Source organism: Rothia sp. HMSC072E10 (assembly GCF_001813965.1).
Lineage (GTDB): Bacteria > Actinomycetota > Actinomycetes > Actinomycetales > Micrococcaceae > Rothia > Rothia mucilaginosa_A.
Window position 1 is genome coordinate 327,938 of sequence record NZ_KV814486.1, and the last position, 23,901, is coordinate 351,838.

The following is a 23,901-nucleotide window of genomic DNA, read 5'->3' on the forward strand; positions in this document are numbered from 1 at the left end:
TTGCGTGCATTGCCTAGAAACTCCCATGAACGAATGTCCCGAAGGATAGAGTCCTTCGGGACATTCTGCGTATTCGGTGGTGTATCACCGTGATTATTTGGCGGGGGAGTAGCAGAGACAAAAAGAAAAGGGAGCCCCGTCAATGGGGCTCCCTTTCCAGCATCACACACAGGAAGAAAGTCTTCTAGACCGATCGGGGAGGCCTTCCCACAAGGCCAGCCCCATTCGGTAATAAAAATATAACCTAATTCGAGAGGGTGCACAAACTGAAAATAGCGACGGTCTGTCACTAAACTAAGGTTACCCTAAATAAAATCCGCGCCATTGCTGGGAAGAGCGGGGCATCGAGGGTGCATAAAAATCTTTAAAAAAAATTTTCGGAGGCCGCTCGAAGCTCGTTGGGTCATATCAGAAAGGTATACACCGTCGGAAAACGTTGCTCGCCGAATCGCCCTTGGGCACTCGTCTGAGCTTCGCGAGGCTCATCCCCGATGTGTGTCACGGAATAGGCATATTCGCGCTCGGGGAGGACTGGCGAATCTGTTCGTGAGAGAATAGCCGGGTGAAAGAATGGATTAACTCTCTACCGATTGAGGTTGCCCTACTCTTCATGTGGATTGTGGGAATCGTCCGCACCAGCCTGGTCTACTGGGTGGCGGCCCTGGCCGCAAAGGGGAGCGCGCGCCTCCACCGCATCCGCGAGGCAATGGAACGTCCCCTCTACCGCAAGGCCCGCGCCTTCATTAACCGATGGGGCGTTATCGCCGTGCCCCTGTGCTTTCTGACCGTGGGTTTTCAGACCGCAGTCATCGTCACCACCGGCTTTACCCGCATGCCCCTACGCCGCTGGATTCCCGCAATGCTGGTTGGCACCCTCATGTGGGCCGGCATCTACACCACGATTGGTTTTGCCATTCTCGCCGCCCTGGGCCTGGAACCCTGGATGTTCCCCGTGGCCCTGGCCTTTGTGGTGGCCGGGGCGGTCGTCATCTCCGTGGCGCGCGAGAAGCGCCTAGACCGCGAAGGTGCGGCCGAGGATCTCGACGACACCGATGCTCTGCCTCGGGCCCTCACCCAGCGCGACTAGTTTCGCCGGACGAATGTGTTAGCGTGGAGGGATGAGTTCAACCGACACCTCCACCGCAGGCACCCCCGAGCAGCCTCTCGCAACCCCCGCAGAGCACCGCGAGAATCATGCAGAGCAGACGGCCCCCCTTGAGGCGGCCGTCGCCGAAGCGCCCTCCGAGGCTCCCACCCGCGTGTACCTGCACCCCGAGCAGCTGGCCACGATTCAGACTCCGGAGGCTCTACCCGTGCCGGTTCTGCAGCGCTCGGCCCTGCGCGTGAGCTACGTGCCCGGCATTATGCCCGGCAAGTGGTTCAACCGCTGGCACGAACGCTACGGCGACCGCGTGCCCCTGGCCGAGGTGCCCGTGCGCGAGGCGCGCGGACTGGACTCCCTTCACCAGAACCTACAGCTGATCGACCCGGAGTCTGCGGAAGGCTCCGAAACGGCAAGCCCCGCAGACAACGCAGAGCCCGCACCTATCGAGCGAGTGGAGGTTCCCGAGAACCCCTTCGCCCACATGAGCATCCTGCGCCCCTACCGCGAGCCGGCCAGCACCGACGGCGAGAAGTACCACAGCATCCGCCTTTACGAGGAGCTGCCCGTGGTCATCCTGCCGGTGGACCACGTTCTCACCGTGCTCGACGAAGTGCCCGTGGCCGAACTGGCCGAGGAGTTCCTGCTTCAGCCCGCCTCCGATATTCCCGCCTACGAGGAGGTTTCCCGCTCCTGGCGTGAAAGCTCCGGCCGCATTGTGCCCGAGGGGTTGAATGACCAGGAGACTATCGATTTGGTGGCCGCCGGCGTGGGCCTGTACATCGTGCCCATGTCCATCGCGCGTTTCTACCACCGCAAGGACCTCACCTACCGCCCTGTGCCCGATCTGGACACCTACCCGGTGCACCTGGTCTGGCCGCGCGCGCCCAAGGGGGAGCCGCGCCCCGAGGAGCTCGAGGCTCTCCTGCAGGACTTTATCGGCATCGTGCGCGGACGTACCGCCAGCAGCGATCGCGGCACCGAAACTCGCCAGGCACGCGCCGAACGCGTGGCCGCGGAAAAGGCCAAGGCCAAGGCGAAGGCCCGCGCCGCTAACGCACGCCGCGAGGCACGCGATAAGAAGCGCGCCAACGCCAAGAAAAACGGCAACGCCCGACAGCACGCCCGCCAGACCTCCAAGGCGGCCTCAGCGCGCCGGGGTAAGAAGCGCTAGGCGGTAAAATCGAACCATGGCATTATCAATGGAAACCCGACCCGCGGCCTACGCGGTCATCATCGAGCAGGGTAAGCTGCTCATGACCCACTGGGTGCCCGAAGACCGGAACCTCAGCCCCCTCTGGTCGCTGCCCGGTGGCGGCATGGAACCGGGCGAGCAGGCCGACGAAACGGCGCTGCGCGAGACCCTCGAAGAGACCGGATACAGCGTCGCTATTGAGGACATCCTGGGCGTGCATGCCGGTCACTTCCCCGTGCGCTCGGCTCAGGCTCAAAAAGACCCGGAGGCGCTACCCTTCTGCGCCCTGCGAATAGTTTTCCGTGCCCACATCGTCACCGGCGAACTGCGCCACGAGGTGAACGGCTCCTCCGACACCGCGCGCTGGGTGCCCATCGCCGAGCTCGATACGATTCGCTACGGCACGCTCATCGACGAGGTGGCCTCCATGATGGGGTACACCAACGCCGCAAGCTGGGCCCGAGAATACCGCGAATTTCTCGCCGATGAGAACGCTAGGAAGCTCACCTCATGACCCGCCGCACCCTAACCCGCCGCGCCCTGCTAGGCTCCGCGGCGCTTGCCCCGCTACTGGCCGCATGCGCCACCCACGACGCGATGCCGCAGGTCGACCCCTCCGCCCCCACCTACGGCACCCTGCGCATCGGCTACGGTGCCCTGCGCGAAATGCACGCCGTGGCCCACGTGTATGCTCAGGCCCTGCGAAGGGTCGGCTACACCGTCGAATTGGTTGAAACGGGCCACAGCCGCAGCCTGGCCCTGCGCGCCCTCCTCGCGCCCTCGGGACGCCAGGAAAGCACCGGAACCGAATCGACCACCCCCGAGGTGAGCGAGGCCGAAGCCACCGCCGCCTACGAGGCGCTACCCGTGGACCGCGGGGCCGCCTCCGTCGAAGCCCAGGACGTTGACCCGCTGGATATCGTCATCGACTACAGCGGCGACCTGCTGCTCTACCTGACCGATGACGGCAAGCTCAGCCCCGCCGCCGTACAGAACGAGCGCGTGGCGGCCTCGGTGACCGCCTCCGCGGCCGCCGCCGGCGTGACCCTGCCCCCGGCTCCTACTCAAAACCCCACCCCGAGCGATACGGCCTCCGGTAGCGGAGCGACCGGAGAGGCCTCCGGCACCGCAAGCCCTTCCGCGGATTCCTCGGCCGACCCGACGGCCAGCGCCTCCGCGACCCGTTCGGCGGATCCCATCAATCTGCGCGCCATGACCACCACCGACATGACCAACGCCATCTCGCGCATCCTACCCGAGGGGCTGAACCTGCTGAACGGCGCCAGCGCCACCAACAAGGATGTGCTGGTCACCACCCGCGCCGTCAGCGCCCGCTACAAGCTCACCTCGCTGGTCGGCCTGCGCGATGTGCGATCCACCCTGGGCTTCTCCATTCCCGATAGCTACTCGGTCGGGACCTACGGCATTGAGTCGTTGCGCAGCCTCTACCGCTTCACGGCCCGCGCCGTCACGCAGCAGAATGACCCCGCCGAGCGCGTGCGTGCCCTCACCGACGACAGCGTGCAGGTGACCCTGCTGCACAGCGTGAACCCGGCCATCGACGACAACCGCCTGGTCGTGCTGGAGGACCCCTCCAGTGCCATGTTGCAACAACAATTGGTGCCGATTATTCGTCGCACCCTGCCAGATAGCGCTCGCAACGCGGTTAACCGCGTATCATCTACATTAGACACGGGTAACCTCTCGTTCCTGCTGCAGCTCACCAGCGGATCCAACCCCATCGCCGATGACGACGCAGCGCAATTCATTTTGGATCACCCTAGAAAGTAAATCATCATGACGAAGTACCGTCAGTCCTCCCGACTGAACAACGTCCACTACGATATTCGCGGACCGATTCTGGATGAGGCGAACCGCATGGAAGCGATGGGCTACCGCATCCTTAAGCTGAACATCGGTAACCCCGCCCCCTTCGGTTTTGAGGCGCCGGACGCGATCATGATGGATATTATTCGTCACCTGCCCGAAACCCAGGGCTACTCCGATTCCCACGGCCTGTACTCCGCACGTACCGCCATTGTGCAGCACTACCAGAACCACGGCATCATGAACCTGGACACCGAGTCTATCTACTTGGGTAACGGTGTGTCTGAGCTGATCCCGATGACCCTGCAGGCACTATGCGAGACCGGCGACGAAATCCTGGTCCCCATGCCCGACTACCCGCTGTGGACCGCATCCACCGCGCTGGTGGGCGGCAAGCCCGTGCACTACCTCTGCGACGAGGAAAACAACTGGTACCCCGACATCGAAGACATTAAGTCGAAGATTACCGAGCGCACCAAGGGCATCGTGGTGATTAACCCGAATAACCCGACCGGTGCCGTCTACCCGCGCTCGATTCTGAAGCAGATCGTGGATGTGGCACGCGAGCACGGTCTGGTCGTGTTCTCCGACGAGATTTACGAAAAGATTACCTACGATGGTGCAGAGGCCATCAACATGGCCACTCTGACCGGCGACGACGTGCTCTGCCTGACCTTCTCCGGCCTGTCCAAGGCCTACCGCGTCTGCGGTTACCGCGCGGGTTGGGTGGCCATTACCGGCCCGAAGAAGGACGCCGCAAGCTACCTTGAGGGCATCCACCTGCTCGCCTCCATGCGCCTGTGCTCCAACGTCCCGGCACAGCACGCAATCCAGACAGCGCTTGGCGGCTACCAGTCCATCAACGAGCTGGTTGCTCCCGGCGGCCGCCTGTACGAGCAGCGCACCCTGGCCCACAAGATGCTCAACGAGATTGACGGCATCAGCTGCACCCCCGCCGACGGCGCACTGTACCTGTTCCCGAAGATTGATATTGAGCGCTTCGACATTACCGATGACGAGCAGTTCGCTCTCGACCTGCTCAAGAGCCAGAAGATTCTCTTCAGCCACGGCCGCGCCTTCAACTGGAAGGACCCCGACCACTTCCGCCTGGTGTACCTGCCCGATACGCAGACCCTCACCAGCGCCCTGGAGCGTCTGGGTAACTTCATGGCCGACTACAAGCAGAAGCACTAGCGAGGGATATCTCGCCGGCCGCTTAGCGAACCCTACCGGAATATAAACGGCCTGCCCCGTAGCTCTGATGAGCTGCGGGGCAGGCCGTTTTATCGCTAGTCGGAGGAGCCGGGGAGGGGCACGCTAGTTGGCCGTGGGTTCCTGACCACCCTGCTCGCCTCGCACCGCGTTCAGGCGCTCCTGCGCGCCCTTCAGCCACGCCTCGCATCGGGTGGCCAGGGCCTCGCCGCGTTCCCACAGGGCAATAGAGGTTTCCAGATCGCTGGTGCCGGACTCCAGCTGACGCACGACCTGCTCCAGCTCGGCGCGGGCCTGCTCGTAGCCGAGGGTTTCGACGGGTGCGCCCAGCTCGGCGCTGTTGAAGCTAATGTTCTCGCTCATTGAGGAACCTTTCAGGGGTAAAAAACTGGGGGTAAAACTTAGGGGTATCGAGGTTTAGGAGATGTTCGAGGGATTCGTGGAGGTCACGGTCGCCTGCGCCGAACCGGTCGCCGCGCGCACCGTAATTTGCTCGCCCTCGTGCAGCACCGAGGCGTCACGCACAATAGCGCCCGCAGAATTCTGAACGATGGAATAGCCGCGGCTGAGGGTCTGGGCGGGGGAGAGGGACCGCACGCGCGCAATCGTGTGTTCCAACGTTCCCGACTCTCGCTCGATGCGGTGCTCGGTGGCCCGCAGGGCGCGTTCGCGCAGGCGATTCACCTCGTCGGCACGCATGAGCAGCGCCGAATCGGGATGGGTGAACACCGGGCGGCTCCGCAGCTGCGCGATGTAGCTCATCTGCATGCCCACATAGCCGAGTACCGCGCGGTCCAGGCGGGCTCGGGCCTCGGCGATGCGGGCCGCCTCCTCGGAGATATCGGGCACGATGCGCTTGCCCGCATCCGTGGGCGTGGAGGCGCGCAAATCGGCCACCGCATCGAGGATGGGGGAGTCCGCCTCGTGGCCAATCGCCGAGACCACCGGGGTGACGGCAGCCGCGACGGCTCGGATGAGGGATTCTTCGGAGAAGGGGAGCAGGTCCTCGAAGGAGCCGCCGCCTCGGGCGATGACGATGACGTCCACCTCGGGGTGGGCATCCAGCTCCGCGAGCGCGGCGATGACCTCCTGAGCCGCGCCCTCACCCTGCACGCGGGTGTTGCGCACCTCGAAGGACACGCCGGGCCAGCGCAGGGAGGCGTTGCGGATAACGTCCTTCTCAGCATCGGAGTCGCGACCGGTAATCAGGCCCACGCGGTTGGGAAGCATGGGCAGCGGCTTCTTGCGGGCGTCGGCGAATAGCCCCTCGGCGGCAAGCTGCTCACGCAGACGCTGTAGCTGCTCGTGCAGGTTGCCGGTGCCGACCGCGTACACCTCCTTGCCGATGAGGGAGAGCTTACCGTTCTTCCACAGGCTCGGCTTGGCGCGGGTAACGATGCGCGAGCCCACGGTCACGTCGGCGGCGAGGCCGCTACCGGCGCGGCCGAAGAGCGCGAGGGTGAAGGAAAAATCCTCCTGAACGTCCTTGAGCTCCATGAAGACGTTGCCTCCGCGGCCGTTGAGCGAGGCGACCTGCGCCTCAACCCACAGCTCGGGAACCTTGTCCACATAGTTTTTGAGGTTCTGCGCGAGCAAAGCCAGCGGCCAGGGGTTGGTGGCGGTGGTTTCCTGCGATTTCGCGGGAAGCTGCCGCTCGTGCACGGGCGGCACCACGAGCGTCGGCCGTGCTGCGGAGGGGTTGTAGAAGTTCATGTTCCTATTGTCGCCGATACGCCGAATTTCTGCCCGCCGAACGGTGACGGGGCTCCGGGCGAGCGGAATGGGGAGCGGGCGAATCCCTCAGCTGATGGCACATTCTCATCGAGTCGCCTCGTGACCTTAAGGTTGAGGCGGTACGCTAGGCTCATGCGTTCACCAGATCATCACAACGCCACCCGCAACCTGGACGAGGAAGAGACCTCGCTCCTGCAGCCCACGCGCGCGATGCCGGCATCGGGCTATCCGGCCGGCGGCTTACCGAGCCCCGCCGCACAGTCCGCGGCGGCCCCTCCCGCGCACGCACCCGTTGCGGCGGGTTTGCGTACGGTTATCGCCCTCGTGCTGAGCCTGCTCTCGGTGCTGTGCGCCCTGGGCGCCACGGGCGGCGCCTGGGTGAGGGCAAATATCGCCTCCGAGACCGGCTTTTCGGAGATTTCAGCGAACCTGGCCAGCGACCAGCAGCTGGCCACCCGCATCGCTGACGGCGCGGTCGAAGACCTCATGAAGAGCGAAGCTATGACAACCTTCCTCGACGGAACCAAAGCAAGCGGCCTATACTCCATTCTGGTGAAGCCCACCGAAGACGGGATCCGCTCCATGCTCAACCGCGCCGCCGGTGAGCTCTCAAAAACTGATGAATACCGAAGCCTCTGGCGCGATATCGCGGAAGAGACTCGGCGGTACAACCTGAGCCACGACGGGCCCGCCGTCATCGTGCTCACGCCCTTCTACCGGGCCCTGGACGAAAAGGTCGGCTCGATCGGCCCCTTCGACCCGGACCTGACGAAGCTCGGCCCCGAAACCCTGAACATTGACAGGGTCCGGGACGGCGCGGCCCAGGGGAGCGCAACGCAGGATAGCGATTGGGTGGTCCACTCGGCGATTAAACGCGTCGCCGCAATTGGGCAGGCCACCGGAACCCTGATTGTTCTGGCGGCAGTTCTGCTCTTCGTGGCCGTCCTGGTTGCGCCTCGCCGCCGCGTGCTGGTGCCGGTCGTCTCCGCCCTGCTGTACGCCCTGGCTTGCTGGGGCGCCGCCTCCTGGCTGGGCGCCCAGACTCCCGCCGCCCTGGGGATCACCAGCCGTAGCGCTGCCGGAACCGCGTTTATTGACGGGGCGTGGAACGTAACCCGGCCCTTGGCGACATCTCACCTGGGAGCTGCGGCAAGCTACGGTCTCGCCGCGGCGGTCATCCTGCTACTGGTGGGGATTCTCGTGCACCTGGTCCACCTGGGCCGCACCACTGCGAGCGATGCCACAGTCATCACACACTAAAAGTCCGAACAACGTAGGATAGTAACCATGTCCACTGAAACTATTGCCCTGGGCCTGCCGCCCGTACCCCGCGAGCGCCGCAGCCGCGCCGACGTTGAAGCCGCCGCACCCGTCACCGGTGAGAAGAAAGTCCTGCTCGCCACCCCGCGCGGTTACTGCGCGGGCGTTGACCGTGCCGTGATCGCTGTTGAGAAGGCGCTGGAGCACTACGGTGCGCCCGTCTACGTGCGCAAGCAGATTGTGCACAACCGCCACGTGGTGGAGACCCTGGAAAAGCAAGGCGCTATCTTCGTTGATGAAGTGGACGAAGTCCCCGAAGGTTCCGTGACCGTGTTCTCGGCGCACGGCGTGTCCCCGGCGGTGGTTTCCGCAGCCGGCGACCGCTCCCTGAACACCATTGACGCGACCTGCCCGCTGGTGAACAAGGTGCACCGCGAGGCTGTGCGCTTCGCCAAGCAGGACTACGACATCCTGCTCATCGGCCACACCGGCCACGAAGAGGTCGAAGGTACCGCCGGTGAGGCGCCCGAGCACATCCAGATCGTGAACTCGCCCGACGAGGTGGATCAGGTGACCGTCCGCAACCCGGAGAAGGTCGTCTGGATTTCCCAGACCACCCTGTCCGTGGACGAGACCCTCGAAACCGTGGCGCGTCTGCGTGAGCGTTTCCCGTCCCTGCAGGATCCGCCCTCGGACGACATCTGCTACGCAACCTCCAACCGCCAGGGCGCTATCAAGGAGATCGCTCCGCGCGCAGACCTGGTGATTGTGGTCGGTTCGGCGAACTCCTCGAACTCCGTGCGCCTGAAGGAAGTAGCACTCGAATACGGCGCTAAGCGTGCCGAGCGTGTGGACTTCGCACACCAGGTGGACGAGTCCTGGTTCGAGGGTGTGGCAACCGTGGGCCTGACCTCCGGCGCGTCCGTGCCCGAGGTTCTGGTTCAGGAGGTGCTGGCTCTGCTCGCCGAGTACGGCTACAACACCATCGAAGAGGTGGAGACCGCGAAGGAAGACATTCTCTTCTCCCTGCCGAAGGAGCTGCGTTCCGCCCTGAAGAATGATGAGAACGTGGGCCGCCAGCTCGGTGGCCGCGGCGCTAAGCCCACTCGCTAAGACTTTTAGCTTATGACCCCGTGTCCTCTTCCCCATGTGGGGAGAAGACGCGGGGTCTTTCGTGTCTGAGGATGCACAGGTAGGGGTTCTTGCGCAGCTTCGCGGTCTCGCTACGCGGGGGAGTGCCCCCTCTGCGGCGCTGGGGCGCCTTGAGGACAGAGCCCCCGCTTCGCGTGACCGCCTCCGCTGCGGAGATTACCTCGTCGCCACGCTCTATTACCGCTGAAAAACCCTCGTTAGAACAGCCCCTCCGCGAACTCATGACATTTGTCATGTGCAGGTCATGACACTCTGTACCGTAGCGGCGCGAGAACCGGCGGTGTAATAGAAACATGAACACCGCAGCACTTCAGAACAGCAAGCACAACACCGCAGAAACCGTTATTTCTGCCCGCTCCCTCCGCCAGGTTTTCTCCACCCGCGCGGCAGGCACCGTGGTCGCCGTCAACTCGATTGACCTGACCGTCAAGCGCGGCGAAATCATCGCCCTGCTCGGCCCCAATGGTGCAGGTAAGACCACCCTCATCGACATGATTCTTGGCCTGACCCAGCCCAGCGGCGGCGAGTTGAGCGTCTTCGGTCGCAACGCCTCCGAGGCGGCACGCGCCGGTCTGCTCGGTGCGGTGCAGCAGACCGGTGGCCTGCTCAAGGACCTGACGATCCGCGCTACGGTCGAGATGATTGCGGCGCTGTACCCCAAGCCCATTGACGTGGATGAGGTACTCGCCGGCGCCGATCTGACCGATATCGCTAAGCGTAAGGTCGGCAAGTGCTCGGGCGGTCAGCAGCAGCGTCTGCGTTACGCCTTGGCGACCATGCACTCGCCGGAACTGCTGATCCTGGACGAGCCGACCGCCGGCATGGACGTGAATGCGCGCCGCACCTTCTGGGAGCGTATGGAGGCCATCGCAGAACGTGGAACGACCATTCTTTTTGCGACGCACTACCTGGAAGAAGCACAGAACTTCGCCCAGCGTATCGTGCTCATGGAATCCGGCTCCATCATCGCTGACGGCTCCTCCGATGAGATTCGCGCCCTGACCGGTCACCGCCACCTTTCCTTCCTCGCACCCGCGCCCATCACCAACCTGAACGTGCCGGTCGAGGTGACCGAAGAGTCCGGCGGGTACCGCCACCGCATCTCCGTGCTGGAGATTGAGCAGGTACTGCGCACTCTGCTGAACAACTACAGCATCAGCGACCTGGAGGTCACCAAGCCCTCCTTGGACGAGTCCTTCACCCTGTTGACCGAGCAGGCCGCCGCCTCCAAGGCATCCGACGCCTAAACATCAGACCATCTAAACGCTACGCCGCCGTTACACACCTCAAGGAAAACATCATGCTCCGCTACGCACTCTACGACATCCGCGCTTCTATCCTCTCGACCGACCGTTTCTTCTTCGGCGTGGCACTGCCCATCGTCTTCTTCCTGCTCTTCGGCGCGATGCAGGACTACTCCTCCCAGCCGATGGGTGACGGCAACGTAGCAGCGTACGTCATGATTGGCATGGCGCTGTACGGCGCCGTGCAGAACACCGTGGCGATTAGCGGTAGCACCGTCACCGAGCTCTCCAGCGGCTGGAACCGCCAGCTGGCGCTGACCCCGCTGACTACCGGCAAGTACCTGGGCGCGAAGGCGCTGACCGCCCTGGTGATTTCTGCGGTGCCGGTGATTGCGGTGAACATTGTGGGCATGTTCACCGGTGTCGAGATCCCTGTGAACCAGCAGCTTGCCGCTGGCGCGCTGACGGTGCTGTGCGGTCTGGTGTTCGCCTTCTACGGCATCATGATGGGTCTGCTGATTCGTAACGAGAACGCCGTGTCCATTGCGAACGGTCTGCTGGTGATTATGAGCTTCTTCGGTACCGTGTTCTCCCCGCTGAGCACCGACCTGCTGAAGTACGCCCGCTTCACCCCGCTGTACGGTGCCGCTGAGATTGCCCGCTACCCCTTCAGCGCAGGTCAGACCATTATTCTGGGTGGTGAGGACTGGTTCGTGACCGAGCCGCTCTGGTACGCAGTGGTGAGCCTGGTTGTGTGGGCGGCTATCTTCCTGGGTGTTTCTGCCCTGCTGATGCGCCGCGCAACCCGCCGCTAAACGCTTCTTCCCGCCGCAGTCTCAAGGGTTCCGTAGTATCAGGGCTCCCGAGGCTGCGGCGGAAGCCGTATCCACTCACACTGCTCCTACTAACACTGCCGCTACTGACACCGCCGCACCGGTGGTATCTGCACCCCTGGCACCTGGACCCCTGGCACCCACACGTTAGGCTAGAACCATGACCGAAACCCACACCCACCCGCAAAACACTGACCAGGCCCGCGCCGTGAGCGAACACCCCCACGCAGAGAACGAGGCGGCACCCTCCGCCGCGCAGCGCACTCTGGGTAAGAACCGCTTCCGCTTCCTCTACCGCGAACGCCGCGGCAGCGTGAACTGGCTGGCGCTGGGCTTCAGCGCCCCGTGGCTGGTGTTTCTGCTCATGCCGCTGGATAGCTTCCTCACCGCCCCGGGGCTGGCGCATGTGCGCTGGACCGGTGTGGCGCTGGTGGCGCTGTTCGCGGTGGTGAACTGCTCAGCGTACGCGGTGCCGTGGCTGGTGCCGGTCGCCTCCACGGTGCGCCGAAGCGTCATCTGGACCATGCTGATGGCACTGCCCGTGGCTGGCCTGACGGTACTGCAGGTGGAATCGGCATATATGGTGTTCCTGTCGTTCAGCATGTACTTTGTGGCGTTCTGGGTTTTTGGCACAATCGCCCCGTACCGCCTGCGCTTGGGTGTAGCGGCGACGATTGCCGTGGCCTGCTGGCTAATTTTTATGGTGGGCACCGGCTTTGATGTCAGCGCACACGGCGGTATCGCTCTCTTTATTGGTGCGCCGATGGCAGGCATGCTGGGCTTCTCCTACCTGATTGAGCTCGGCGAACGTGCGGACGTAGCGCGTGCATCCCTGGCGCTCTCCGAGGAACGTGAAGAGATTGCCCGCGACGTGCACGACGTGCTGGGCCACTCCCTGACTGTCATCACCCTCAAAGCGGAGCTGGCGCAGCGCCTGCTGGAGATTGACCCCGCCCGCGCCGGCGCCGAAATGGAGGCGATCGCGCAGCTGTCCCGCGCATCCCTGGCGGAGGTTCGTTCAACCGTGACGCGCCTGCGCGTGCCCGACTTCTCGGGTGAGATTGAGGGTGCGGGTCGTGCCCTGCAGACCGCCGGTATTCGCGCCGAACTGCCGGAGGCGCAGAGCGCGCTCGCGGTGGCCGGTGTGAACGCGAAGCTGTTCTCCTGGGTTCTGCGTGAGGCGGTCACGAATATGGTGCGCCACTCGGGCGCGAACACGGCGCGGGTGCGTTTGAGCGCAACCGGCCTGGACATCCTCGATAACGGCGTGGGTGTGGGCGATGCGCGCGGTAACGGCCTGACGGGCATGGCTCAGCGCGTGGCGGCGTCCGGCGGTAGCGTGGTGATTGAGCCGGCACCCGAGCAGTGGCTGGCGGAGAACCCCGGCGGTGGGGTGGGTACGCGCATCCGCGTGAGCATGGACGGTGATACTTCGCTGCTGTAGATTGTGGAACATGGCGCCGCGCCCTGGACGGGGGAGCTACCCGCCCCCTGTATGGTGGTGGTAGGCAACCTCACGCGGTTGTTCCGCCCGCCGTTATCACCCGTCTTCGCCCCTGGGAGGCTCCCATGATTCGTGTTCTGCTCGCTGACGATCAGCAGCTCATCCGTGAGGCTCTTGCCGCTCTGCTGGGTTTGGAGGTTGACCTGCAGATTGTGGGTCAGGTCGGTAGTGGTGATGAGGTGTTGGGTGCTGTCGCCCTGTTGAAGCCGGACGTGGTGCTGTTGGATGTGCAGATGCCCGGTACTTTGTTGGCTGATGGTATTGAGGCGGCTGCGGCGCTGCGTGATGCGGGCGCGCTGAGCGAGTCGGGTGAGCCGGTGCGTACGCTGATTGTGACGACTTTTGGCCGCCCGGGCTATGTGCGCCGCGCCCTGGAGGCTGGTGCGAGTGGTTTTGTGGTGAAGGATACGGGTGCTCGCCAGTTGGCGGAGGCGATTCGTCGTGTACATGCGGGGTTGCGTGTGGTGGATCCGTCGTTGGCGGCGGATTCTTTGGTGACGGGTGCTTCTCCGTTGACGGAGCGTGAGGCGCAGGTGCTGCGTGAGGCGGCGTCGGGTGGTACGGCTCAGCAGATTGCGTCGGCGTTGTTTTTGTCGGCGGGTACGGTGCGTAATTATTTGTCGGCGGCGATGGCGAAGACGGGTGCGTCGACTCGTCAGGACGCGGTGCGTATCGCTACGGAGAACGGCTGGCTTTAGCCCCCTGCTCTCATCAACCCGGGCGGCTCCTGCTCGAACACGGTAGAATGGTAGTGTCTATGCCCGCAGGCGCCCCGCACCCGTTTCTTCCCGAGACTTGCGGTGCCGCGCTTGGAAGCGGGCACCATTTTCGCCCTGTGCCCGCCCGCACCCGCCGCATCACTTACGCGGCGCATCCGTGCGTATGGCGGGGTACATGATTCGAAGGAAAACTTGTGGCTCTAACTATCGGCATTGTTGGCCTGCCTAATGTGGGCAAGTCCACCCTGTTCAACGCTCTGACCGGCAACACTGTGCTGGCGGCTAACTACCCGTTCGCGACCATTGACCCGAACGTGGGCGTGGTGAACCTGCCGGATGCGCGTCTGAACCGTCTGGCTGAGATTTTTGGTTCGGAGCGTATTCTGCCTGCGACTGTTTCGTTCGTTGATATTGCGGGTATTGTGAAGGGCGCTTCTGAGGGTGAGGGCTTAGGTAACAAGTTCCTCGCGAACATTCGTGAGGCGCACGCTATCGCCCAGGTGGTGCGTGCGTTTGATGACCCGGACGTCATTCACGTGGACGGCAAGGTTGACCCCGCCTCCGATATGGAGACCATTAACACTGAGCTGATTCTGGCTGACCTGCAGACTCTGGAGAACGCTATTCCGCGTCTGGAGAAGGCTGTGAAGATTAAGAAGGGTGACGCCGCTCAGCTGGAGACCTACAAGGCTGCGCAGAAGATCCTGGAGGATGGTGACACCATCATTTCTCGTGCGAAGGACGCGAAGCTGGAGCTGACTCACCTGAAGGAGCTGAACCTGCTGACTGCTAAGCCGTTCATTTACGTGTTCAACGCGGATGAGGGCATTCTGGCATCTGAGGAGAAGCAGCAGGAGCTGCGTGACATGGTGGCGCCGGCTGAGGCTGTGTTCTTGGATGCGAAGCTGGAGGCTGATCTGGTGGAGCTGTCTGAGGAGGAGGCTCGCGAGATGCTGGAGATGAACGGTCAGGATGAGTCCGGCCTGGACCAGCTGGCTCGTGTGGGCTTCTCGACTCTGGGTTTGCAGACTTATCTGACTGCTGGCCCGAAGGAGGCTCGCGCCTGGACTATTTATAAGGGTGATACTGCGCCGCAGGCTGCTGGCGTGATTCACTCTGACTTTGAGCGCGGCTTCATTAAGGCTGAGGTTGTGTCTTTCAAGGATCTGGATGAGGCTGGCTCCATGGCGGAGGCGAAGGCTCGCGGTAAGGTCCGTATGGAGGGCAAGGACTATATCATGCAGGACGGCGACGTGGTGGAGTTCCGCTTCAACGTCTAAGCTGACGGGTCGATAGGACTTTGAGAATCCGGTGATGGAGGGATGACGAAATTCATCTCACTGTCACCGGATTTTCTGTACTCTTAATGCGTAATGTAATTCGCTAATTGAAATTTATGTAGGTAATACAAAAATGTCACCTAGATGAAATTCTGTTTTAGCTTGATTCTTTTATTTGGAGGATAAAATGAATGAATCTCCATTTCCTTTTGCTGAAAAGGGTGAATGGGTTGGTCATTGGTGGCTTCCCGAAAATCCTGATAACAAGGTTGCAGGAACCCTTATTTACGATGGTGAAGGGGGACTGAACCTCAAATTGGATAATCATTTTGATGGATATTATCCTAATGGACTTGGTGACATACGTAAAGATGAGAATGGGAATCTATTTCGAGTTCGGGCCGTAAGGAGTAAAGACTATTTAAATTCGTATGATGTGATTTATGGTGTCGCTGACGGGGTAGATATTACCATCATGGATGCAATGGGTAAGAGCTATACGAAGACTCAGGGGCGAATTGGAAAAAATCATACAAGTAGTTACAGAATCAGTGCGGATAAGTTGATTCTAGGGAAGCATCTAGGAAATAAGAATAATAAAGTATTTGATGGTCTTAGGGTGTCTGTTGATAACTTGGGGTGCTGGGATTCCCCCGAAGGTGGTCAAGAATTTAAATTTAGTGTATTAGGTAAAACTGTCGAAATCTGTGGTGTGGGTAGTTCTGAAAAACATAATCAAAGAGGTCCGTTTTGTCAGATAATTTCAGGCGAAGGTTTTTCGTTGCAGGAAGCTTTGGAAGAAGTTAATGTTATTCAGAATTTCATTTCTTTCGTTGTCAATCAATTCTCAGGCATTGTCTGGGTGCAACTTCAGGCTGGTAATGAATTCCTGAATCTTCTTTTCTCACCGAATAAGATTGGAACGGGAGCTGGGGTGGCTCGTGGTAAGTTTGACGCTGAAATTTCCTCTAATGCATTCCCTATTGCATCCCTCTCGAGGTGGTTCGAGTTGGTAAATCGGGCTCAGGCGGCTATTAGTATGGTTATCGCGATGCAATTCGAGAAGATGCCATTTGTTGAAAATGACCTCTTGATGGCGACTATGACTGCAGAAGTTTTACATCGCAACCTTAAGCTTGGTGGGAAGCCTTATGATAATCAGGAATTTAAGTTGATGAGAGAGAAGTTATTAGAAGTTGCCCCAGATGGGTATAAAGAAATGATTAAGTCATCCATACGTAATGAACTGACTCTCCGGCAGAGGCTGGTTAGCCTTGCGGATTTTGTGGGTGAAGATTTGATTTCAACTCTTATTCCTGACGTTAAATATTGGGCAAAAGAGACTACAAAAGCCCGAAATTACCTTACACACGAGGGGAAAGCCAAGAACCAATCTGTCGAAGAGCTAATGGCTATCGTGGATGTGACGAGGACCGTGGTTGTGTTGAGTGTTATGCGATGTATAGGTGTATCAGCTGAATATCAAAAAATAATCGTTAGTCGTCATCGTCAATACAATAATGCAGCTCGGTGTGCGGGAGAGTGGCTCACACCTCCGCCGGAAGAAATAACTGAGGAAAAGCAAAACCATACTGATGCATGATAACGAACTGGCGGAGCTCCGCTTCAACGTTTAGGAGGTAAAAGTGATAACCGAATGGTGGCATTCCCTTTTAAGTAAGTGGGCGTGGGATGATCCGATGCTTCTCTTGGGTTTAGCATCCTTTGTGGCTACTGCACTCATCCCCATTGTGTTATGGAGGGCAGGAGCGAAACAAGTAAAACGTGACAGCGAGTTGCAAGCCAAAATCCTCGCTAATCTAACGTCGGTTTCTCAGCTCCAGCGACGCGATGCGCTGCTGGGGATTGTTCCTCAAGCCTCAGACCCCACACATCTGGCGCTACTGTGGAAGGAGATTCGTGAGTATGAGGGAGCGGATTGGGATTTCCTCCTCAATCATCTTCGCGCCAATCCTGCTCTTGCACTTCCGGGAACGTCCACCGGTGTGAAAGTGCAAGATAACCTGACTGATGCCACTGTGAGTAATTATGTTGACGGACTTGAACGTCGTTATGCAGAAAGTGATGGGTACCCGCCTTATCCTGGATTGCTCCAATTCATTGCGGAAGTAACAAGACAGGGATCTAAGGTTGAAGTTTCACGTATCGTCGAACTTGTTACGGGACCGACTGCAGAAAAGCAACGTCCAGGCCACTCCTTCTACCGGGAGCTGGTTACTGCTCTTCCCCAGGTAGCGAGTCCTCTTCTTGACGCGGTCGAGCGGATTGATTCTCGGGCTCCCGGTGGTCTTAAGCTGAATGTTCTGACAGGTGCCCTTCTCGCGGTCAAAGACTTGGAAATGGGGCGCCAAGGCCCGGGGTCGGAAGCGGATGAGGTGGATGAGCTGAAGAGAGACATCGCGGATGCTCTCGCCTATCTGCTGCATCGAGATGTCCTGCGCTCGTTTGACCGGTGGGAAATTAAGGGCTCGACCGACAGTGTTACTGCTACAGCAGCCTGGCTCATCAGAGCGGTTGGATGGGTTGCCGATGCTGATAGTCATCTAGCGATGCGGATGATTCAAAATCTAGCTGTCGCAATTGAATCAGTACCTGAATCAGACCGTATAGGGGGCTGGGGGATTGATGACGTCGATGTCCGTCAGGGTTTCGCATGGATTAGTGAAAAGTGTCCTGAATTGTGGGAAACCTACGGGGAAGGACTGGAAAAGGCAGCCACGGAAATTGGGCCGTGGAAGGAGACCTCTCCTCGTAAAATGTCGCTTCCTCCGAAACATTGATATACGCCGTGACGTGGTGGAGTTCCGCTTCAACGTCTAAGCGATAAAAACATAAAGGTGGAGCCCCGCGCTGTGAACGTACAGTGCGGGGCTCCGCCCTATTAACCCTCGCGCGCCGCAACAGGCAGCCGCCCGAGTTTAAACCATATTGACCGGGATTAGTGGTCAGAACCAACCATCACGTTGGAAGCCTTGATCACTGCGTAAGCGGTCTCGCCAACCTTCAGGCCCAGCTCCTCAATGCGATTGTCTGTTATGACCTTGACCGCCTCATACGCCAGCCTCGGGAGCTGGAGGATTGGATTGATCGCACGGAGTCCCGAGGTCTGTTTCTCGTAACAGCCAACGGAGACGCCGACCTCATCCCTGAGGACATCCAACGCCCCCACCTCTCACGAAGAACTATGGTGCTTCGACCTCACCGGCTTCCTGAGCGGCACCGGCGAGATGTCGCCGTCTACTGCTGCCTCGTGGGGTGACCTCTACGAGGAGGTGGGGGAGGTGCAGTGGGGTGTCCTGCTGGCATGGGTGGAGACTGGCTGCTACGTGGCTGATGTGGACGGCCTGCCGTGTGCGTCTGACTTCGAGGATCGCTACTGCGGCTTCTGGGACTCGGAGAACGACTACTCTGCCCACCTCGCCGAGGAGATGTGCATCTGGGACGAGATTCCCGAGCATCTACACAGCTACTTCGACATCGACGCCTGGTAGTGCGATGAATGATTCGACTATGCCATCGCCAACGTCCCTGACGGCGGTGTCTTCATCTTCCGTGCCCACTGAACGCACATCTGAACCCCCTGGAGGTCACACCGACCTCTAGGGGGGCGTTTTTCAGGCAAAACCCGCCTTTTGTTGCCGTGTCTGACTGTTCTCAATGCAACATATCTAATACAATCTGAGGTAGAAACGGCCTGCCAGAGAGAGGATGAACATGGCGAACGAGAGGGCGACGGACCAGATCGTCCGTGACATGCTACGCGAAATTGGTTTTAATCGCCCCTGGGAACAGGACGGTGGCCCCCAGTGGAAGCGAGACGCCCTCAAGGGTGGGTCGAAGTCTGCCTCGGCCAATGCTGAGGGCAAGCCCGAGTTCGTCTTCGTCTCAGATGGTTTCGTCGTCGTGGTCGAGGACAAGAAGGACGTGCAGCGTACGCGCTACCTCGTCGATGGTGACCCGGTCACCGAGCATCCCTACCGTGCTGACTACGCGCTCAATGGTGCAATCCACTACGCGAAGACGATGCTCGCCAACGGCATCCCGTTCGACAAGGGTGTCTTCGCCGTGGGTGTCGGCGGTGGCGAAGTCCACCATGAGATCGCCGTGTCCTACCTGGCCCCTGGCTTTGTCAAGCACCTTGACGACCTCGACAACCTCGACGTGTTCTCCGAGAAGGAGATTGGCGAGTACTACGCCGTTCAGGTTCTCGGACAGCGCCCGCGCGCAGAGGTTCAACTCGACGATGTTCGTGCAGCAGCAGAGCGCCTGCATGAAGGAATGCGCAACTATGGATCGGTCGAAAATGACCGAAAAGCACCGCTTGTCTCGGCGATTCTCCTGGCGCTCAAGAACCCCTATTTCAACCTCGACCGCCTCCAGAGCATTTCGCCCGGTAACAACTACCAGGTGTGGGATGGGCGCATCATCTACGACGCTGCCGAGCAGTACATGAAGTCCGAAGCGCTCATGCCTCAGGCGAAGATCGGCACGCTCCTTGACCAGTTCTCCTTCATCAAGCAGGCACCGCAGCTCAACCGCTCCCACCGAGACCTTGGCGAGTCACCTCTCAAGTGGATGACCCGCATCCTGAAGAACGACGTGTACCACGTCGTCACTGACCCCTCGATGACTACCTTCGATGTGCTCGGCAACTTCTACCACGAGTTCATCTCGTACGGTGGAGGCGACGGATCGGGCCTCGGCATCGTGCTCACGCCCGAGCATATCACGACGCTCATGGCTGAGTTGATCGACGTGAACGCCACCGATTACGTTCTCGACCCTACCGCAGGTACCGCGTCCTTCCTTATCGCTGCCATGCAGCGAATGTTCGACGACGCGGGCGACAACGCGGCCATGTGTGAGGACATCCGCAAGAACCGCCTCTACGGCATTGAGCTCCAGGACAAGCTCTTCGCAATCGGTACCACGAACATGATCCTGCGAGGCGATGGCAAAGCGAACTTCCGTCGCGACTCGATCTTCGAGGCTCCAATGGCAGAAATGCGCGGGGATATGAAGCTGTCCGACGGCACAATCGCCCTCGGACACGGCTTCACCAAGGTGCTCCTCAACCCGCCCTACTCGCAGGCCAAGGACAAGAACACCCGCAACCTCTCCGAGCTTGCCTTCATCGAGCGTGCGCTGGAGTTCCTCAACCCTGGCGGCAAGCTCGCCGTGATTGTGCCTCAGTCCGCGATGGTCGGCAAGACTAAGGAGGATAAGGCTCGCAAGCGGTACATCCTGGAGCATCACACGCTCGAAACCGTCATCACGATGAACCCGATGACCTTCACCAATTCTGGGCACACCCCTCACACGGTCATCGCGATCTTCACAGCCGGGCGCAAACACCGCGAGGACCAGAAGGTTCGCTTCGTGAACTTCGAGAAGGACGGCTGGGTAGTCGCCCCGCACCGTGGCCTCGTGGACGACGGTACGGTCGCCTCGCGCCGCAAGCACCTCCTGGAGGTTCTGCGCGGTGACGCCCAGGACGACACGAGCTTCATCGTCCGATCCGAAGTCACCGCCGAGGATGAATGGCAGCACAGTTACTTCTACTTCAACGATGTGCCACCGACCTACGAGGACTTCATGAGTACGGTTGCTGACTATGTGACCTGGCAGGTTGACATGCATGCCCACGGGCTCGGCGACCTCATCACGCCGTCTATGAGTGTCACCAGCGATGAGGAGGGCAAGGAATGAGCGTCCTCGAAACCCTCGACTTTCAGCCGATGCTCATCACTGACGTCTTCGAGTCGATGACGGCTTCGAAGGCGTGGTACGACAAGAGCAAGCTCTGTCTCTCCGGAGTGCCCGTATTTCCGTTCGTCTCTCGAACTAAGGCAAGCAACGGAGTCGATAGCTTCTGCCCGCGCCAAGATAAGGCACCTGAGGCCGGGAACGCCATGACGATTGGGCTTGACACTCAGACGATTGGTTACCAACCGGTTCCGTTCTACACGAGCCAGAACATCCAGGTTCTTCGTCATGTGCGACTCAACGAGAGCAATGCGCTCGTTCTCTCCTCACTGATACAGGAGCAGATGGGAAAGTTCTCTTGGGGCGGTAACGGCGCCACTCTTGGACGCTTGAAGAAGACCCGCATTATGGTTCCTGCTCTCACCGCCGCTGATGGCACTATCGAGGCCGACTGGGACGGCATGGACCGTCTCGGCGCAGAGCTGCTGGACCAGGTTGTCACACAGACACACAGCGCTCGCGAGACTCGCCTCGCTGACGACGACACCCTCCCGGAGCTGAGGTTCGAGCCAATGCTGATAGATGAATTGTTCATTCAACACCGTGGCAAGCAGGCGATCCGAAGTGATAGTGGCAAGACTCCATATGTTGTTGCGGCTTCACGCCACAACAGCCAGGTGGGGTTTGTTGATGAGCAACCACTGTTTCCCGGGAAATGGTTAGCCATGGTTAATACTGGGGCTGGAGGAGTCGGATATTGCACATACCAACCTGTTCCCTTTTGGGGTTCCAATAATGTGACTGCGTTGGAACCAAGATACGCCGATGCTTCAGAATCCGCATTGATGTTCCTTGCTGGCTGTGTGCGGTTGCAGACCTTTGGAAAGTTTTCGTACGGGAATATCGCAAATATGCGCAGACTTGGAAGAACTCGCATCATGGTTCCCGTCATCACCAATGCTGAGGGCGAGGACGTGGTGGACTGGGAGGGCATGAGCGCCTATGGACACGCCCTGCGTGTGCGTGTTGAGCGTGCCATTACACCCGTCCTTGGGAGCCTGTCATGAGTCGTGTACCGAATCCAGCGCACGGTATCGGTCAGGACATCCGCGTCGCTCGCCGTGCCCTCGGCTGGAGCCAGACCGAGCTGGCCAACCGTGCTCAGGTCTCACGTCCGACTATCGCTCGTGTCGAGACTGGTGTCAACATCTCCACCGGGACGCTGGAAAAGGTAGCCAAGGCGCTCGGAAAGCGTCTGCACATCTCAGACCAACCCTGACGCCCTCAGGAGCCCCTACAACGAACGAAAACCCCCGAGGTGACCTCAGTCGTCTCGGGGGTTCTCGTTCTCTCCTACGCCTTCTGAGCATCATCACGCTGTGTTGGTTGTGTGCTCGTCACCTTACGATCATTCGTGCTCTTAGTTTCACGTTCACGTTTCTTCGCCGTTGCGAGCTTCGGATCAATCGGTCCGTGATGAACTTCAATGATCTTTCCATTCGCCAATCGAAACAACATTGCTCTTACCCCATCTCAAATGAGTCGTTGCTGCTATCGCAGTCATGAGTCGTACTCTTGGTGGTCGTGCTGGCCTTGTTGAGCCGCTGCTCGATCACGCGCTGACTACGCTGCTGTCTGTTGAGAGTGCGCTCTCGCTGCTGCTCTCTGCCAGCCGTCACCGCCTTCGCGAAGTCGGCGAACTTGTCAGACTCGGTGAAGTTCACGTGCGCGTTCTAAACCGAGTCGATGACACTCCGAACGGCAGCGTCCTCGACCCTCGTCGAGACGCTCTCAGCGAGCACACGAACGCCCTCGGAATAGAGCGCCCGAGCCTGCTCGCCTGAGAGTGGCTTCGAGCTCTTGACAGCTGCGAGATGCTGCTCGGCCTCAGTCGCCAAGGCGCTGGCGCGGGCGAGCTCATTGGCGACCTCCTTCTTGCCCTCCTCACGGCCTTCTTGCTTGCCCTGTTCGCGCGCAGACGCGGCGATGTTCTCAGCATGTGAATGTGCGGCCACCGTGAGGTCGTCGCATCGAGCTCGGCGTGAGTGATGATTTCCTCGCCCTCCAGCTCCGCGTCGATCACCAACCCTCGCGACTTCTCGCGTGCGCCCGCAAGGAGACGCTCCACCTCGGCGCGTGCCTCGGGCTCCAATGCAGCGACCCTAGCGAGGGTCTCCTCGGCAGTATCGAGCGCCTGCATCGAGGCGACGTACTCCGCCTTGGCGAGGTTCTCAAGCGAGCGCTTGGAAGACTCGCGTTCGACCTCGAACCCCGTTGGCGATGAGGTTCTCACGCAGACCTACGTGAAGGTCTCGTATCTTCTCTCAACCCGGTACTCGGCGACCCTCCTCGTCGCGTACGTCGCGATGCTCAGAGTAGGCGCGCGACCAGTCTTGATGGAGCATCCCCGGTCGTTTCGGGTCGTCGCCAAACGTGTCCGCGAGCACGTGCATGTGCGGGGCGTTCTCTGAATACTAGACGGACACCCCGGGGATGCCGTTCATGCCTCCGGGAACGACGTTCTCACCCAGGTACTCAAGAACTGCCGAGAAGTACTCCTCAGCCTCATCCTTGTCTCGTGCGACCCACCGCGAACGGCTCACAGGTTCGCCCGTCTCGGGGTCGATGCGGCGCTTGCCGGTGCGTGGATTGATCGCCGGATAGAAGTCGGGCTGCTCGACGTACATCGTGCGCGGCAAGTGCACGAGAAACGTCGTCGTCGTGACCGTGCCGCCCTCCATCTCGCCGCGCTTGTTCTTCTAGTCCTTCGTGATCTTACGCGACAACCTCGCGGCGCGAGCGTCGCCGTATTCCATGACTTTGCGGATGCCCTCACAGGGGCGGAACCTGCCCTCGCCGTTGCTCCCCTCTGTGGGGTTGTGATGTTCGTCTCGTGTGAAACGTGGTGGAGTTCCGCTTCAACGCCTAAGCGATAAAAACATAAAAGCGGAGCCCCGCACTGTGAACGTACAGTGCGGGGCTCCACCCTATTAACCCTCGCGCGCCACAAAAGGCAGCCGCCCGGGTGCAAGCCATATCGACTGGGATTAGTGGTCAGCACCAACCATCACGTTGGACGCCTTGATCACTGCGTAAGCGGTCTCGCCAACCT

At 60.3% G+C, this 23,901-nt stretch carries 24 protein-coding genes and 1 pseudogene; 19 read left to right on the top strand and 6 right to left on the bottom strand.

All coding sequences use genetic code 11. The features are described from left to right. Nucleotides 1-562: 562 nt before the first annotated feature. The 5 genes from HMPREF2944_RS03030 to HMPREF2944_RS03050 are packed head-to-tail and all read left to right on the top strand — an operon-like array spanning nt 563 to nt 5,318. Complete coding sequence (locus HMPREF2944_RS03030) at nt 563-1,087, top strand: DedA family protein (RefSeq protein WP_070680298.1); 525 nt, start codon at nt 563-565, stop codon at nt 1,085-1,087. Nucleotides 1,088-1,118: 31 nt separating this feature from the next. Further along, complete coding sequence (locus HMPREF2944_RS03035) at nt 1,119-2,276, top strand: LysR substrate-binding domain-containing protein (protein WP_070680301.1); 1,158 nt, start codon at nt 1,119-1,121, stop codon at nt 2,274-2,276. Between the two features lie 28 nt (nt 2,277-2,304). Continuing rightward, on the top strand, nt 2,305-2,811 hold the full coding sequence (locus HMPREF2944_RS03040; RefSeq protein ID WP_070680305.1) for an NUDIX hydrolase: 507 nt from the start codon (nt 2,305-2,307) through the stop codon (nt 2,809-2,811). After that, nucleotides 2,808-4,088 (top strand): glycine betaine ABC transporter substrate-binding protein, encoded by a 1,281-nt coding sequence (locus HMPREF2944_RS03045; protein ID WP_070680308.1) that lies wholly within the window; start codon nt 2,808-2,810, stop codon nt 4,086-4,088. Before HMPREF2944_RS03040 ends, HMPREF2944_RS03045 begins: the two co-directional genes overlap by 4 nt. Nucleotides 4,089-4,094: 6 nt before the next feature. Beyond that, nucleotides 4,095-5,318 carry a pyridoxal phosphate-dependent aminotransferase gene (locus tag HMPREF2944_RS03050; RefSeq protein WP_049346185.1) on the top strand — a complete coding sequence of 408 codons (1,224 nt, stop codon included), beginning with the start codon at nt 4,095-4,097 and terminating at the stop codon, nt 5,316-5,318. A gap of 123 nt (nt 5,319-5,441) precedes the next feature. Here the strand turns inward: HMPREF2944_RS03050 and HMPREF2944_RS03055 are convergent, their stop codons facing one another. Both HMPREF2944_RS03055 and xseA read right to left on the bottom strand, forming a co-directional pair. Continuing rightward, nucleotides 5,442-5,699 (bottom strand): exodeoxyribonuclease VII small subunit, encoded by a 258-nt coding sequence (locus HMPREF2944_RS03055; protein WP_049346187.1) that lies wholly within the window; start codon nt 5,697-5,699, stop codon nt 5,442-5,444. A gap of 54 nt (nt 5,700-5,753) precedes the next feature. Continuing rightward, the gene (xseA, locus tag HMPREF2944_RS03060) at nt 5,754-7,049 is read right to left on the bottom strand and encodes an exodeoxyribonuclease VII large subunit (protein WP_049332022.1); all 1,296 of its coding nucleotides are present in this window, start codon (nt 7,047-7,049) and stop codon (nt 5,754-5,756) included. A gap of 153 nt (nt 7,050-7,202) precedes the next feature. Here xseA and HMPREF2944_RS03065 point away from each other — a divergent pair, with 153 nt between their 5' ends. The 9 genes from HMPREF2944_RS03065 (at nt 7,203) to HMPREF2944_RS08965 (ending at nt 17,863) form a co-directional block, all read left to right on the top strand. Further along, entirely contained in the window at nt 7,203-8,330 is a 1,128-nt protein-coding gene (locus tag HMPREF2944_RS03065; protein ID WP_070680311.1) for a dehydrogenase, read from the top strand. Between the two features lie 27 nt (nt 8,331-8,357). After that, on the top strand, nt 8,358-9,443 hold the full coding sequence (locus tag HMPREF2944_RS03070; protein ID WP_012903115.1) for a 4-hydroxy-3-methylbut-2-enyl diphosphate reductase: 1,086 nt from the start codon (nt 8,358-8,360) through the stop codon (nt 9,441-9,443). Between the two features lie 332 nt (nt 9,444-9,775). Continuing rightward, on the top strand, nt 9,776-10,729 hold the full coding sequence (locus HMPREF2944_RS03075; protein WP_070680314.1) for an ABC transporter ATP-binding protein: 954 nt from the start codon (nt 9,776-9,778) through the stop codon (nt 10,727-10,729). Between the two features lie 53 nt (nt 10,730-10,782). Continuing rightward, on the top strand, nt 10,783-11,541 hold the full coding sequence (locus HMPREF2944_RS03080; RefSeq protein ID WP_005508459.1) for an ABC transporter permease: 759 nt from the start codon (nt 10,783-10,785) through the stop codon (nt 11,539-11,541). Between the two features lie 178 nt (nt 11,542-11,719). Then, nucleotides 11,720-13,003, top strand: a complete 1,284-nt coding sequence (locus tag HMPREF2944_RS03085) for a sensor histidine kinase (RefSeq protein ID WP_070680317.1) — start codon at nt 11,720-11,722, stop codon at nt 13,001-13,003. A gap of 125 nt (nt 13,004-13,128) precedes the next feature. Continuing rightward, nucleotides 13,129-13,761 (top strand): response regulator transcription factor, encoded by a 633-nt coding sequence (locus tag HMPREF2944_RS03090; protein WP_005505116.1) that lies wholly within the window; start codon nt 13,129-13,131, stop codon nt 13,759-13,761. Nucleotides 13,762-13,976: 215 nt separating this feature from the next. Continuing rightward, nucleotides 13,977-15,062: a redox-regulated ATPase YchF gene (gene ychF / locus HMPREF2944_RS03095; RefSeq protein WP_070593684.1), complete on the top strand. Its 1,086-nt coding sequence runs from the start codon at nt 13,977-13,979 to the stop codon at nt 15,060-15,062. 187 nt (nt 15,063-15,249) lie between these two features. Continuing rightward, nucleotides 15,250-16,665, top strand: coding sequence for an ApeA N-terminal domain 1-containing protein (locus tag HMPREF2944_RS09125; RefSeq protein WP_141755720.1), 1,416 nt, complete (start codon nt 15,250-15,252; stop codon nt 16,663-16,665). 124 nt (nt 16,666-16,789) lie between these two features. Next, nucleotides 16,790-17,863, top strand: coding sequence for a hypothetical protein (locus HMPREF2944_RS08965; RefSeq protein ID WP_070616245.1), 1,074 nt, complete (start codon nt 16,790-16,792; stop codon nt 17,861-17,863). Nucleotides 17,864-18,021: 158 nt separating this feature from the next. Here the strand turns inward: HMPREF2944_RS08965 and HMPREF2944_RS09490 are convergent. After that, nucleotides 18,022-18,120: pseudogene (locus HMPREF2944_RS09490) on the bottom strand (TOBE domain-containing protein); the annotation flags it as partial. On the opposite strand from HMPREF2944_RS09490, the gene HMPREF2944_RS09350 reads away from it, so the two are divergent. From HMPREF2944_RS09350 to HMPREF2944_RS08975, 5 genes are all read left to right on the top strand, one after another. Next, entirely contained in the window at nt 18,109-18,342 is a 234-nt protein-coding gene (locus HMPREF2944_RS09350; protein ID WP_141753505.1) for a recombinase family protein, read from the top strand. The pseudogene HMPREF2944_RS09490 and the gene HMPREF2944_RS09350 sit on opposite strands and share 12 nt — an antisense overlap. Continuing rightward, nucleotides 18,230-18,574: an antirestriction protein ArdA gene (locus tag HMPREF2944_RS08970; RefSeq protein WP_080562534.1), complete on the top strand. Its 345-nt coding sequence runs from the start codon at nt 18,230-18,232 to the stop codon at nt 18,572-18,574. Before HMPREF2944_RS09350 ends, HMPREF2944_RS08970 begins: the two co-directional genes overlap by 113 nt. A gap of 223 nt (nt 18,575-18,797) precedes the next feature. Next, the gene (locus HMPREF2944_RS03120; protein ID WP_005505140.1) at nt 18,798-20,792 is read left to right on the top strand and encodes an HsdM family class I SAM-dependent methyltransferase; all 1,995 of its coding nucleotides are present in this window, start codon (nt 18,798-18,800) and stop codon (nt 20,790-20,792) included. Next, entirely contained in the window at nt 20,789-21,856 is a 1,068-nt protein-coding gene (locus tag HMPREF2944_RS03125; protein WP_070616244.1) for a restriction endonuclease subunit S, read from the top strand. Before HMPREF2944_RS03120 ends, HMPREF2944_RS03125 begins: the two co-directional genes overlap by 4 nt. After that, nucleotides 21,853-22,068, top strand: coding sequence for a helix-turn-helix domain-containing protein (locus HMPREF2944_RS08975; protein WP_005505150.1), 216 nt, complete (start codon nt 21,853-21,855; stop codon nt 22,066-22,068). The genes HMPREF2944_RS03125 and HMPREF2944_RS08975 overlap by 4 nt, the downstream gene beginning before the upstream one ends. A gap of 244 nt (nt 22,069-22,312) precedes the next feature. Here the strand turns inward: HMPREF2944_RS08975 and HMPREF2944_RS03130 are convergent, their stop codons facing one another. The 3 genes from HMPREF2944_RS03130 to HMPREF2944_RS03145 all read right to left on the bottom strand — a co-directional run bounded on the left by HMPREF2944_RS03130 (nt 22,313) and on the right by HMPREF2944_RS03145 (nt 23,494). Then, nucleotides 22,313-22,513 (bottom strand): hypothetical protein, encoded by a 201-nt coding sequence (locus HMPREF2944_RS03130; protein ID WP_044145762.1) that lies wholly within the window; start codon nt 22,511-22,513, stop codon nt 22,313-22,315. Between the two features lie 9 nt (nt 22,514-22,522). Continuing rightward, nucleotides 22,523-22,804, bottom strand: a complete 282-nt coding sequence (locus HMPREF2944_RS03135) for a hypothetical protein (protein ID WP_005505153.1) — start codon at nt 22,802-22,804, stop codon at nt 22,523-22,525. A gap of 459 nt (nt 22,805-23,263) precedes the next feature. Further along, nucleotides 23,264-23,494 (bottom strand): hypothetical protein, encoded by a 231-nt coding sequence (locus HMPREF2944_RS03145; protein WP_141753503.1) that lies wholly within the window; start codon nt 23,492-23,494, stop codon nt 23,264-23,266. Nucleotides 23,495-23,901 lie beyond the last annotated feature (407 nt).

Bases quoted from the DNA above. Each gene is read 5' to 3' on its own strand.
- HMPREF2944_RS09125 (WP_141755720.1), top strand. From the start codon at position 15,250: ATGAATGAATCTCCATTTCCTTTTGCTGAAAAGGGTGAATGGGTTGGT.
- HMPREF2944_RS03055 (WP_049346187.1), bottom strand. From the start codon at position 5,699: ATGAGCGAGAACATTAGCTTCAACAGCGCCGAGCTGGGCGCACCCGTC.
- HMPREF2944_RS03050 (WP_049346185.1), top strand. From the start codon at position 4,095: ATGACGAAGTACCGTCAGTCCTCCCGACTGAACAACGTCCACTACGAT.
- HMPREF2944_RS03040 (WP_070680305.1), top strand. From the start codon at position 2,305: ATGGAAACCCGACCCGCGGCCTACGCGGTCATCATCGAGCAGGGTAAG.
- HMPREF2944_RS03120 (WP_005505140.1), top strand. From the start codon at position 18,798: ATGGCGAACGAGAGGGCGACGGACCAGATCGTCCGTGACATGCTACGC.
- HMPREF2944_RS03080 (WP_005508459.1), top strand. From the start codon at position 10,783: ATGCTCCGCTACGCACTCTACGACATCCGCGCTTCTATCCTCTCGACC.
- HMPREF2944_RS03035 (WP_070680301.1), top strand. From the start codon at position 1,119: ATGAGTTCAACCGACACCTCCACCGCAGGCACCCCCGAGCAGCCTCTC.
- HMPREF2944_RS03090 (WP_005505116.1), top strand. From the start codon at position 13,129: ATGATTCGTGTTCTGCTCGCTGACGATCAGCAGCTCATCCGTGAGGCT.
- HMPREF2944_RS03075 (WP_070680314.1), top strand. From the start codon at position 9,776: ATGAACACCGCAGCACTTCAGAACAGCAAGCACAACACCGCAGAAACC.
- HMPREF2944_RS03085 (WP_070680317.1), top strand. From the start codon at position 11,720: ATGACCGAAACCCACACCCACCCGCAAAACACTGACCAGGCCCGCGCC.
- HMPREF2944_RS03070 (WP_012903115.1), top strand. From the start codon at position 8,358: ATGTCCACTGAAACTATTGCCCTGGGCCTGCCGCCCGTACCCCGCGAG.
- HMPREF2944_RS03045 (WP_070680308.1), top strand. From the start codon at position 2,808: ATGACCCGCCGCACCCTAACCCGCCGCGCCCTGCTAGGCTCCGCGGCG.
- HMPREF2944_RS08975 (WP_005505150.1), top strand. From the start codon at position 21,853: ATGAGTCGTGTACCGAATCCAGCGCACGGTATCGGTCAGGACATCCGC.
- HMPREF2944_RS03125 (WP_070616244.1), top strand. From the start codon at position 20,789: ATGAGCGTCCTCGAAACCCTCGACTTTCAGCCGATGCTCATCACTGAC.
- HMPREF2944_RS03065 (WP_070680311.1), top strand. From the start codon at position 7,203: ATGCGTTCACCAGATCATCACAACGCCACCCGCAACCTGGACGAGGAA.
- xseA (WP_049332022.1), bottom strand. From the start codon at position 7,049: ATGAACTTCTACAACCCCTCCGCAGCACGGCCGACGCTCGTGGTGCCG.